This window comes from Clostridium sp. SHJSY1, from assembly GCF_031626875.1.
Taxonomy (GTDB): domain Bacteria; phylum Bacillota; class Clostridia; order Clostridiales; family Clostridiaceae; genus Clostridium.
In genome coordinates, this window is record NZ_JANDMF010000006.1 from 1 (window position 1) to 12590 (window position 12590).

13 protein-coding genes are annotated in these 12590 nt (G+C 27.0%); all 13 read right to left on the reverse strand.

What is annotated here, in order from left to right; genetic code table 11:
- Nucleotides 1-456 precede the first annotated feature (456 nt).
- A complete protein-coding gene (locus NNC19_RS04995; RefSeq protein WP_396136397.1) occupies nt 457-2145 on the reverse strand; it encodes an IS1182 family transposase in 1689 nt (562 codons plus the stop codon).
- 141 nt (nt 2146-2286) lie between these two features.
- Nucleotides 2287-2904 (reverse strand): hypothetical protein, encoded by a 618-nt coding sequence (locus NNC19_RS05000; RefSeq protein ID WP_310937522.1) that lies wholly within the window; start codon nt 2902-2904, stop codon nt 2287-2289.
- Between the two features lie 13 nt (nt 2905-2917).
- A complete protein-coding gene (locus tag NNC19_RS05005; RefSeq protein ID WP_310937523.1) occupies nt 2918-3202 on the reverse strand; it encodes a hypothetical protein in 285 nt (94 codons plus the stop codon).
- 55 nt (nt 3203-3257) lie between these two features.
- On the reverse strand, nt 3258-3596 hold the full coding sequence (locus tag NNC19_RS05010; protein ID WP_310937524.1) for a hypothetical protein: 339 nt from the start codon (nt 3594-3596) through the stop codon (nt 3258-3260).
- A 33-nt stretch (nt 3597-3629) separates the two neighbouring features.
- Complete coding sequence (locus tag NNC19_RS05015; RefSeq protein ID WP_310937525.1) at nt 3630-4034, reverse strand: hypothetical protein; 405 nt, start codon at nt 4032-4034, stop codon at nt 3630-3632.
- A 66-nt stretch (nt 4035-4100) separates the two neighbouring features.
- Nucleotides 4101-5891, reverse strand: coding sequence for a DUF262 domain-containing protein (locus tag NNC19_RS05020; RefSeq protein WP_310937526.1), 1791 nt, complete (start codon nt 5889-5891; stop codon nt 4101-4103).
- Nucleotides 5892-6963: 1072 nt separating this feature from the next.
- On the reverse strand, nt 6964-7287 hold the full coding sequence (locus NNC19_RS05025) for a hypothetical protein (protein WP_310937527.1): 324 nt from the start codon (nt 7285-7287) through the stop codon (nt 6964-6966).
- Nucleotides 7288-7411: 124 nt separating this feature from the next.
- Nucleotides 7412-7690: a hypothetical protein gene (locus tag NNC19_RS05030; protein WP_310937528.1), complete on the reverse strand. Its 279-nt coding sequence runs from the start codon at nt 7688-7690 to the stop codon at nt 7412-7414.
- Between the two features lie 24 nt (nt 7691-7714).
- Nucleotides 7715-7969, reverse strand: a complete 255-nt coding sequence (locus NNC19_RS05035; RefSeq protein ID WP_310937529.1) for a hypothetical protein — start codon at nt 7967-7969, stop codon at nt 7715-7717.
- A 13-nt stretch (nt 7970-7982) separates the two neighbouring features.
- Nucleotides 7983-8258 (reverse strand): hypothetical protein, encoded by a 276-nt coding sequence (locus NNC19_RS05040; RefSeq protein WP_310937530.1) that lies wholly within the window; start codon nt 8256-8258, stop codon nt 7983-7985.
- Nucleotides 8245-9267, reverse strand: coding sequence for a hypothetical protein (locus NNC19_RS05045; RefSeq protein ID WP_310937531.1), 1023 nt, complete (start codon nt 9265-9267; stop codon nt 8245-8247). Before NNC19_RS05045 ends, NNC19_RS05040 begins: the two co-directional genes overlap by 14 nt.
- 246 nt (nt 9268-9513) lie before the next feature.
- The gene (locus NNC19_RS05050; RefSeq protein ID WP_310937532.1) at nt 9514-10470 is read right to left on the reverse strand and encodes a site-specific integrase; all 957 of its coding nucleotides are present in this window, start codon (nt 10468-10470) and stop codon (nt 9514-9516) included.
- Between the two features lie 89 nt (nt 10471-10559).
- Nucleotides 10560-12554 carry an ATP-dependent helicase gene (locus NNC19_RS05055; RefSeq protein ID WP_310937533.1) on the reverse strand — a complete coding sequence of 665 codons (1995 nt, stop codon included), beginning with the start codon at nt 12552-12554 and terminating at the stop codon, nt 10560-10562.
- Between the last annotated feature and the right edge of the window lie 36 nt (nt 12555-12590).

Genomic DNA, 12590 nt, shown 5'->3' on the forward strand with positions numbered 1-12590 from the left:
TTAGAAGCATGAGGAATCGTATCTTCATTACAATTAATCATGAATACATTTTTAAACTCCATCCCCTTTACTCCATGTTAAATTCATAGACTATTTTTGAAATGTAGATATGGTGGGATTTTTTAAGTATTCCGATTTATATTTTATTAGTTCATTCCATTCACGTACGATTATATCTAAAGTATATCCAAACTAAAACAAAATTACAATTTATATGTAAACAAAAAAAGAAAGCAGTAACTAAGATTTTACTCCTAGCCACTGCCTTCTAAGGTTAACTGGTTTATATTTTTTTACATTGTACTAAAACTTAACAATTTACACAATCCGTTAGCGATAGCTCCCTTTTTGAATTTTACACACCATTTTCTATATGTTATATTTTTACGATTTTAAAATTTCTAAAAATGGACGCACTTTAATAAGCCTATTTGAAAGACTTTTTTAAAATTAAATTTATGCAGATTTTTTTAATTGAAATAGATGCTTACCAGTTCGGTCTGCTTGAATTTTGTTATGTAACTTATTTACATTATGTGCCATAGCAAGAAGTACACTTTCAGCTAATACATTTTGCTGTCCACGACACATGAATCTTCTAAACCCCATGTCTTGCTTTATCTGAGCAAAGGAGCCTTCAGCTTGTATACTTCTATTTACTCTAAGTAAACATTCTTCATCACTTATAATTCTTTCTAAATCTTCGCTTCTTTGAAGATTGAATTTTTTTGATGTTTCAAATTTTTTAGTTCTTTCTTCTAATGGTGTTTTGGAATTATTGCCCCTTATACAACTGCTTTTATAACTGCAATTAGAACAATCTTCGCAAATATACACTGTTTTTTCACTTGTGTATCCTGTTTTAGATTTTCTTATTTTTACACCATCCACTTTCAGTTTTTTGTTATTTTTACATATGTAATAATCTCCTTGTTCATTGTAAATCATATTTTCTATTTTACTAATATCATCTCTATATTTTCTTTTTTTTGATACCTCATAGTTAGCTGGTTTAATAAAGGCTATTTGATTGTTTCCTTCAATAAATGAATAGTTTTGTTCACTTTCATATCCAGCATCTGCAACTATTTTTAAATATTTAAAATTTAGATTTTTTTCCATGCTTTCAAGAAAAGGTATAAGTGTTGTTGTGTCTGTTGGCTTTGCTTCAATAGTAAGCCATGTTATATATTCTGAATCTACTCCATGTTGCAAATTATAAGCTGGTTTAAGCTGTCCATTTTTCATAGCATCTTCTTTCATTCTTATAAATGTAGCATCAACATCAGTTTTTGAATAACTGTTACGACTACCGCAAGTGTATACTTTTTTTGTATATTCCTTAAACTTTAAAAGATATTCCTCAAGAGCTTCAATTGATCGTTGTAATTGCGATTTTCTTTTTCCGCAACCATGTACAAATTCTATTTCTTCAGATTTTTTTAATGCAAAAAGCTTCTTTCTAAGCTTTTTTACATGTTTCATTTGCACAGTATTTCTATAAGCAACCTTAATACCATAAAGTTCCTCACACTCTTTTACAAGGTCGGCTATTTTTATTAGTAGTTTTTCCATGTTTTTTGTAACAGCTTTCTTCCAAACAAAGGTGTATTTGTTTGCACAAGCTTCAATTTTTGTACCATCAATAAAGATAGCTTCTCCAGAAATTTCACCAATAGCATAAAGAAAATTACTCATCTGAGCAAGAATACTTTCTGCACATGGAGCAAAATGTAAGGTTCTGAATCTTGCAATTGTTGCATGATCTGGAACCGTTGAATCTTCAAGTAAAAACATAAAATTAATATCTCTACGACATGCAGTTTCAATTTTTCGCGATGAATAAAGGCTACTCATGTAAGCATAAAGCATGATTTTCAACATTTTTCTTGGCGATACTTGATTTTCCTTTATCTTGGAATAAGTCGAATATAAATCTGTTAAATCTATCTCCTCTACAAATTGACTTAGTAAACGCACAGAATCATCAGTTGGTATCATGTAATCAATATTTAGTGGAAGTTTTAATTGATAAAACTTCTGGTTAATTGTATAATCTTTTTGTAAAATGTTTTTAGTTTGCATGAAAAATATTTTATCATAAATCTCAGATTCATAGAATCTGGGATTTATTTTTTTGTACAAAAATGAGCTGCGCACTAATTTTTAGTGCGACAGCCCCTTACATATAATTAATTATATTTATTTACTGCAATTTTTTGATATAAAAGACGAGATTAAAAACACCTCGCCTAAAATAATTCTTTTAATTTATTATTATCAAAATTATTCGATAGTTACCACATAAACATTTACTTTGCTATATTCAAGTCCATCAGGCACTGCTTTAGTTAACACCCCTGTATTATTAGGTTGTATGTTTTGATTATCATTATATGCTTCCGACTTTAAAAGTTTCCCTGAATCATCTAAATAGTCTAATCCAATCATTACAGAGCTTATCTTAGAATTACTAATATTCTTTACTGTAACTTGTGTTGCTTCATTTGTGTTATTGATTGTTTCAGCTTTAATTACTTTTATATACTTACTACTATTATTACTTGTCTGTTTGATATTTGCTTTATTAATAATTTTACTATTTGCTACAGCTTCATCCACACTACTTGCATTTGATATTTCACATATATTAATATTAGCTTTCATATAAGCATTTTGTGCTTTACTTAATTCATCATTCTCTTTAAAATACCTATCAGTCACTTCTTTAGCTTTTGAATAATTCTTATTTTTTATTATTGCTTGTATCCTCTCAATTTTTGTATTTTGAGACATTCCTACACCATAATAAAAATATCCTATTGACATTATTACAATTAAAGTTATTAGTGTTAAACTAACTATCACACATATCTTTTTATGTTTAAGTAATTTATTCTTCATCGACTAACACCTCTTATTCAACACTTTTAGATTTCTTAATGTCTTCAGAAACATTATTTTTACTTAATCCAATCGATATAGCAAGACTGGCAATTCCTAATCCATAACAGAGTTTTCCCAGCCCTTTATTCATACTTCCAATATCTTGATAATAAGCTTCTGCAACCGTTGTTCCTGATTGAGATTTTAATTGTTGCATTTTATCTCCTGTATTTCCTAAATCAATCCCTGCCACAAAAAATATAATACAAGATGCTATTCCTAAAACAATTGTTAAAATTCCCTTAGAATTACTCATAATTCATCTCCCTCAAATTATTAACCAACTAAATTTATATCAATTATTATACCTTTTAAAACTCATTATATAATAGATTTGCTAATATTGAACTAGCTAAAATCAGACCATTATTGTTTATTTTATAATTTTTAATAACATTCACATATGGAAATAATAATCTATCAAGTTTCAATAAAGCCTCTTTATTTTTATCGCCAAATGTAAAAGATTCAAATTCATGTATCTCCGAATCTTTATATTTATTTAAAATATACTCTATCATGTTGCCATTAAGCACTTTATCTTCAATATCGTTACATTTTTCCAAACATCCTCTATCTATTAATTGATTTATACCTAAACATAAGTCATAAGCCACACTTCTTATTCTTTTCTCATCACATTTATCCATCCATTTTCATTCCTTTCAAAAATATGCTTCAATTTAATCTTGACAGCACAAACGCATTCTAACATCAGCTATACCTTTTTCATATTTATCTAAATTATTAATAAACTCGATTAGTTTATCTGGAGAATAATTAAAATCACAAATTTCATAACACTGGATTACTTTTCTCATTGCAATTTCATATTTTCCAAGTTCTAGTTCCATCGATTTTATATCTTCTTGAGCCAAACGATATTTAAAGCTTTTAAAATAATTAATTATATTTTCAACATTCTGTTTTATCTTTTCAACATCGTCATTATTCTTTATGCTACCATAAAATAAATCCCCTATTTCCTTTTTATATCTAGTTGAATAAAAACTAAATTCTCTACTATACTTATATTTTTCTATTATTTCTTTTATATCATTGTATTTATTTTCATCTACTTTACCCATTATCTCTCACCCCTCTCATAGATATATTTCTATAAAAAGGGTTAAATTCCTTTATATTGAACAAACTCAAAAGGATTTTTCTATATATTGCATATCATTAATATCTTCAACATCAAACCATATATAGTTTATCAAGTTGGTTAGCCATATACCCCTGTTGTTTATCTCATCTTTTCCCCATTCATCAGAAGGAATATATTTAGAAACATTTAATATTCTATCAAATCTTGTTTGCCTTGTCCCCGTTGAAAGCTCCCCTGCAATAGATGATGTTAATCTGCAACTAATTTTCTTATAAACTTCACACTTATCATTATATGATTTCTTTTTTAATGCTACATTATCACTACGAGTTAACAACGTCATATTTCCTATTTTCCCAATTAAATTATTATATAAACTCTCATCTTTAAACCATCTATATTGGCTACACTCAGCCCATGCCACAAAATCTCTCTTTTCAAGCATAATATGCTCCAAATCCCATGCACTATAGTCTCCACCATCTAACGCTGTTGCAATTTTGTTTAATATATATTTAACTTTTTTCTTTTCATATGCTGTAGTAAAACTTTTATTTAATATTGTATTAACAACTGCTTCTTTGCTTTCTTCTATTAATGATTTAAGTTTTTCTTTTGCACTATTTATTTTGTTATTTTCAATTAATCCAGCTACCTCAGTAAAGAATCTTTCAAGCTTATTGGGTTTAATTTCTCCCATAGCACTACAAAATGATATTTTTTCTAATAACTCACTTATTTCATTAATGTCATTTTCAGATAATTTTATTGCTGATATAAGAACAATAGTTGTCTGTGTAACTCGTAGTTTTTTTATATCGGATATACTTTTATTCCCTATTCCTTTTAAAAATTCAATATATTTAGTTGCTTTTTTATCTAATTCCTTAACTAAATTTTTCATTTCATTACAATCCATTTTTAAGTTTTCAAAGTATTTTGGTATTCCACTCTTATTTACATATTTCCCTTTGCTCATTATATAGTATTTTAAAAAGTTATTTGTATTAATTTTTGTCATTAAATCTTTACTTTCAATTTTAGATGGAGTAAGTTTATTAACCATCTCTTCCCATAAGTTCATTATTTCATAACTTTCATTTGTTCCATCATCTATTTCTTTAAATATAATATTTCTTACATGATCTGATTCATCTAATGTTTCTTTGTTTGCATTCTTTCTACGAAATGACTCATAAGGGTCTTCCTCTTTTGGCGAAGAATACATTATTACTGTTATTTGGTTCAACAACTTATACATAAACAATATTAACTCTTCTCCATCAAATTTTTTCAGATACTCTGCTATTAGTTTTTTTGCATTTATTAACTTTTCATGTGATACAGTTTTTATTTCACTATCTTTTATCTGCTCATTAAATAATAATTTTCGAAATATAGGTTGATCATTTTTATAAATATTTAATTTATAACTTCTTTTATAGCAATAATTCCCAAATCTCCGACTATACATTAATTGTTCTAACATTTCTTTATAATTTTTATATCTTTCAATTTCTTCATCTATTTTACCAACATTCTGGAAAAACTCCATTTTAGATGCAATTTCACTTATTATTAAGAGCAATACCGAGCTCCTCTGCTGACCATCTATAAGCGATCTTATTGTTATCCCATATTTATTCTTATACTCTCTTACTTCTATAGTTCCTATAGGATGTTCATTACTTTTATCTAGCTTGTCTATGTCTTCTAGAAGTTTCTTTACTAATTCTTCTGACCAAGTATACCTTCTCTGTCCTAAATGTAAATCAAAATCCCCCAAAGATAATAAATCCAATATTTTATATTTATACTTATTCTCTTGATACATACTATCACCTCACCATTTTATCTTTTGTTTATTAGATTTCAATTAAATATTATCACATTCACTAATATTCATCAATATTTTATTCAAAAATGTCATATAGGTAAATAAATATAACATTTTCTCGCTATATCATCAATTATATTTATTTAACTATACAATATCAAACTTTAATCTATTATATTTATTTGGTATAATTATTGGTTCAATTAGTTACAGCTACATCTTTATCATCTCTTCTTTTATACTATTTAGTTATGATAATTTCACAGATTAACACCATTTCTTAATGAATAGCTTTGTTATGCCATTTCTTTCTTATGTAATGCTACCCCTATTAATTAAATTTATTTGAGTTCCTAAAATAGCTCTAAATCATCTCCATTATTCTTTTATATTTATTTGAATTTATCTTCTTATATACAACAAAAAAGCACAGGGTTAATTCCTATGCTAAAATATCTATTTAATTTATTTACAATCTGTAAGTGTTATTTTTACATCATCATAATCCAGATGTTTAAAACTTTTAATATATTAAACCTTATTAATTATATTTATTTCCTAATTGTTTTAGCTTAATATCTGTCCCATACAGCCTTTATAAAGCTTCCATCGATAACTTTATCGTCTTCACTCCTAAAACCTCTCAGACAAATCAAATATTTTATAACACAAAAAATCACAATAACAACTCAAACTTAGTTATATAGCCATTCTGCATTGTGAATTTACTTATCGTATACATTATATTTATTTATCTCCCAAAAATATCCAATATCAATTTGATAGTAATCTTTTATATTTATTTCACATAATAATTCCATAATGTAAACATCATATTGCCACAATTCTCCTATATAATAAACTCATAAAGTTAATAAAACATTATTTATCCCCCCTAAAAATAGATAATGTACATATACAGAATGGCTTCTCCCCTATGAAGTCATTCTTTTATATTTATTTATGTTACAATTGCGAAACATAAAAAGGCTCACTATATAAGGGAACCTACATAATCATTCTTACATACTTTTAATTTATTTATGAAAATAGAAGTCTATAAAACCTTCTATAATGCTCTACATATTTTATTAAATATTTCTTGTACCTTATATTTATTTAAATAATCTATAGTAATATTATCTCCATTTGAATTCCAATAATAATACAAATCAAGTCTAAGCTTATTAACATTTCTTATATTACTAGTTTCAGCTATTTTAATCTTTCTTTCACCAATTATAGTTTTTAATGTTTTACCATTATTAAAATTATAATATACTAAATTTATTACTCCTCTATTGCCAGAACGCATTAATACCATCATGTCTTTTACTGCTTCTTGTAAATGTCCTTTTTCTATATTTTCTCTAATAACATCTAGATACGTCATTTAAAAACTTCCTTTTCTAGTTATATATAAAATCTTATTCTTAGATATATATTATATATTCAAATAATCTTATTTATATTTATTTGTTAGATTATTTTTAAAAAGAGCCTATTTCTAGACTCTATTATCTATACCTAAATGCTATATCTCCATCTTCATAAATTGCAGGAATTTCAATTCCTTTAGTCTCTTGGTTCTCATTAATAATAAACCAGTTATTTTCATCTAATAACTCACTATCAAATTCTTCTAAATCAAAACCATCTTCACAAACTATAGCCTTAAATAGCTCTCTATATTGTTCAAAATTATCATACGGTTCAAACTCTCCATATACCCAACGTTGTTCCCCAGATGTTTTTATAGTTTTTCCTATTGGGGTATCTTTAAATAATATCTCCATGATATTAAGTCTCCATTACTCTTTTTATAAGTTAATCCCAATATTTTTTAATTGCTTTTCTATATTCCATTCATCTGGTTTTAATTCTTCACTAGTCCAATTACACCCTTCTTTTATCCATTTATCTCTATATTTTTTTATACTTTTCTTAGTACAATCTTCATAGCCAAATTTGACCCCACAACAATCGCAAATATCAAACGATGGTCTACCAGTCTCGTCTCTTGGTGCCTCTTCTAATTCATCATATCCACATACTGGGCATATATATTTATTCATCTATTGTAATCCACTATATTTCTAAATATGGCTTTTCAGTACTGTCTTTTAAACTTATTACTTTCTTAAGTTCTTCACCAGTTACCGGAATAAGTTTCAACATAACTTTCCCATTTACATTACTATATCCAACATACTTGAAAGATACATGTTCATTTTTGAATACAATAGATGCTCTCTTTTCTTCTTTGATTATTGTCCAACTATCCACTTTTAAATTAACTATCAGATAATTTTGGTCTACTATAGGAAATAATTGTTCAATTTCATATTTTTTATTTGTTTCCAATTCTTAAAACCCCCTTATGTCTTTCTAAAAAGCTTTCGATTATTCTATCTTCTCCTGGTGTAATTTCTCCATTTTTAGTTTGTAAGTGCCTATGTAACCACTCATGAAGTGCTGTCCACCTTGAAGATACATCTTTTCTAAATATCATATCAGATGTTCCATCAACCATCATCATGTGAGACGCTTCTGCACCAACAAATTTCAAGTATGCTTCTTCATCACCACTTGCAAATCTTGCACTAACACCTTCCCTTTTATTCATGAATTCTATTAGTTCTCCTACTGTAGCAGGTTGATTGATACGTCCTCCATCCACTCCAAAAGGAATAACACCATCTAGTCTTTCAATTTTAGGTTCACTAGTATAGACTTGTTGATATTTATATTTCTTTATTTGCTCCACCATTTGTGGATTTAACCCATCATACGATACTTTAATTTCTCCACCCAAAATAGGCTCAACTTCTGGAACTTCACAAAGTACATATATATATAAATGTCCATCTTTTTTATACGCTATCCTTGAGGGCATATCCTTAGCCTTTTTCCCATTAACTGTGCTTGCCCCAAACACTCCCATAGTAAAGTATTTATTAGCTTCTTCTTCGCTAATAAGGTAATCTTCATAATCTACATACTTATTAGGAACTGATAAAGGAAAAATAATATTCTTCCCTTGTTTTACTTTATCTGCAATTCCTTTCATATGATAATTTTGAAACATTGCACCTATTGAATTTTTTATATTTTCTTCTACTGATTTATATTGAGTACCTGCATAATGCAAGTCTTCAGCAAAATCATTAAGCTCCCTAGAAATATAATATCCCATATCTTGAACATAAGATAACTGCTCTCTTTGATTACGTGTATCAACATCTCTAACTAAGTCCAAGGTATCTTCTATTGTTTCTACATCTTTCATTATTAGGTCAAGTTCATATTTTATGTCAATCATATCTTTCGCAAACTTTAGAAGTTTCTCTGGATTTACTTTTATTGTACTCATTAATCCTCCTCATTTGTATTTAATTTACTTCTAGTTTCCCACCTAAAGTTTGCCCATTTTTATTATTATACTATAAAAAATAACTTACTTAAATATTTAGCTTATAGCAAGTTTGTCTAATCTATAATTTCTACATACTAAAAAGAGAACCTATTTCAGATTCTCTTTGGACTTATTGATTCGAGGTAATTTGCAATAAAAAAACTTTACATTTGGATTATTGACTAGATATATATTTTATAATCACTATTTCTTCAACTTTATTTTTTTATTTCCTGTACTTAATACATCTAGTGGATTAAATTTTAATGTATCTTCCTTTAATTCTAAAGGCAATAAATTTACATATCTCTCAGTAGTTTTTATATTAGTATGATGTAGACAAGATTTCAACCTATAGATATCTCCACCATTTTTAATAAACATAGTAGCAAATGTATTTCTAAAAGTATTTACACCTCTCATCTTTACCTTACAATGCTTAAAATAACAACTTAGATTTTGATGCATTGTATCATAACTCATTTTAGTTCCATCTAATTTAGGAAACAATATATTCTCATCTTTTAATCCCATGTTTGATATATATTCAATTAAAACAACTTTCAAAGTATTACTTAAAGGTACTGTAACTTGTCTTTTTGTTTTCATATGACTAAACAGAATATATTCAAGTTCAAAATTAATGTCTTTGACTTTAACATTAAGCAAAGTTTCACTTCTACAACCAGTACCCAATAAAAAATTAACCATAGTCCATGACCTATAATCTCCAACCAAACAAGTATTTAAATTAGGTTTTTTTAATAAATCTTTTATCTCCGATTCTGTATAAACAGTTTTCTTTTCTAATAATACATTAGGAATCTTCACATCAAACTTACTTAAATATTCTCTCTTAAAACAAAAAGTTAAAAATGCTCTTAGTTTAATAACATATGTCTGATAATAATTTCCTTTGTATCCATGTTCAATCATGAAATTAATATGTTTTTGTATCTTTTCTTTAGTTAAATTTCCTATTGGTTCTTCTTCTGATACAAGTTTCAATAATTGATAATCATAGAATTTCTTTTTACTTATTAAAGTACCTTCTCTTTGCCCTATTGCCTTACAATAATCCATATATTCACCATGACATTGACCTAATGTTTTCATTGAATTATTGTTAATTCTTAGCGTTTTTAATCGTAATTTTGCCATCAAAATCACTCCATCCCTTGACCTAAATTTAATCATTTACAGGAATGGAACGAACCTATGTTTTTTATTAGATTATCTCTTTATTTCAGTTAATCAATTATCATTAATAATCCATTAGTTGTAAGAACTTTTTCAGAAAATTTTCTCATTATTCCATCATCAAATTTTATCTTGATTTCATCCCCATTAACTTCTTTTACCTTACCATTTCCAAAAGCTCTATGATGCACATCCGTTTCTGCCTTCAACCCATGTTCTGACTTACTTTTATCAATAAAATCACCTTCTAAAATAAATCTAGAAACTTCCTTAAACTTTCCTTTTCTCATTTTAGGTGTAAAAAGATATAAATTGTCTATAGCTCTAGTTACCCCTACATAAAAAAGTCTTCTTTCCTCTTCTATGTTATCATTAGAAGCATGAGGAATCGTATCTTCATTACAATTAATCATGAATACATTTTTAAACTCCATCCCCTTTACTCCATGGATAGTACTCAAAAGAACCCTATCCTCATTCTTACTCCTTTTACTTTCTTCAAGCTTTTTACTCACTTCATCAATATGCGCAAAAAATTCTGGAATACTACTAAATGAAGCTGCTGAAATTTTAAATTCTTCTAAAATATCTTCTAAATCCTCAAAGTTGCTTTTAAACTTCTCAGCATAAGCCTTTAAATAATCTATATATCCTAAATCAGTTATTATAAATTGAATACTGCTATTTAAAGAAGACTTTTTTATATAATTGAAATCTCTTTTTAATTCATCTAACTTTTTCTTTTGAAATGGCTGAGTATCTACCTTATTAATTAATATATCAAAGGGATTCAACTCATCCCTATATTCTCTCACATATACTAAAGCAGTTTTACTTATATATCTAAAAGGTTTATTTATAATACTTATAAAAGCTCCTCTATCATAAGGATTATTAGCTAGTGAAAGATATGCTATTAAATCCTTACATATAAAGTGATTAAAAAAATTGTACTCTTTATCAAGCATTGTGAAAGGAATCTTATATCTTATAAAGGTATCAACTATACTCATTGATTCCATATTAGTTCTATATAGAATCATATTATCCTTATAACTATATTTACCACTTGCTTCAAGATCTTTTATACATCTATATATCTCTTCTCCTTGAATTCTTTCATCATAAGCAGGTAAACAACTAATTATTCCATCTGTCTCTTTATTTGAAAAAATCTCTTTATTATTTCTTTCCTTATTGCAAGCAATAACTTTTTTTGAAGCTTCAATTATATTCCTATTACTTCTATAGTTTTTAGAAAGATAATACTTTTTTCCATCTTTAAATATCTTATTGAAAGTGACCATATATTCAGGCTTTGAACCTCTAAATGAATATATACATTGATCCTCATCCCCTACTGCAAATAAAGAATTAGTCTCATTCATCATTTTTAAAAATTCTATTTGTAGTTCATCACAATCTTGAAACTCATCTACCAATATGTATTCAAATATCCTCTTATATCCTTCTCTTAACCTTTTATTATTTTTCATTAATTTTAAAGTTATAATTGCCAAATCATCAAAATCTAAAAGATTATTTTCTTCTTTATGTTTACTGTATTTTTCATAACACTCTATAAAGATTTCTTTTGTAATAGATGGTTTGAATTGGTCTAGTGATGCTCCAGATGTTTTAAATAAAGAAATATTATTTATAGCTTCTTTAATCTTATCCTCACTTACATCATCTGAATACTTTTTCAATACCCCCTCCACTATCTTATTTGAAATAAATCCTTGAATAATATCTATTTTATACCCCTCTCTTAATAAAATTTTATAAAACAATCCATGAAAAGTTCCAAAAAACGGGCTTCTTTCTCTTTTAAATCCATCTAAATATCTATTTTTCATATTAAGTGCTGCAGCCTTAGTAAATGTTAAAACTATTATATTGCCTTCATCTACAGATAACTTACTTACTAAATAATTTATCCTATTTATTATTACTGTTGTCTTTCCTGACCCTGGGGCTGCAACCACTAATATATTTTTTTCTTTTGCTTTTACTGCTTCTAATTGATATTTATCCAACTTCATATATAATACGCCTCCCATATTTGAAGTATTGCCAAT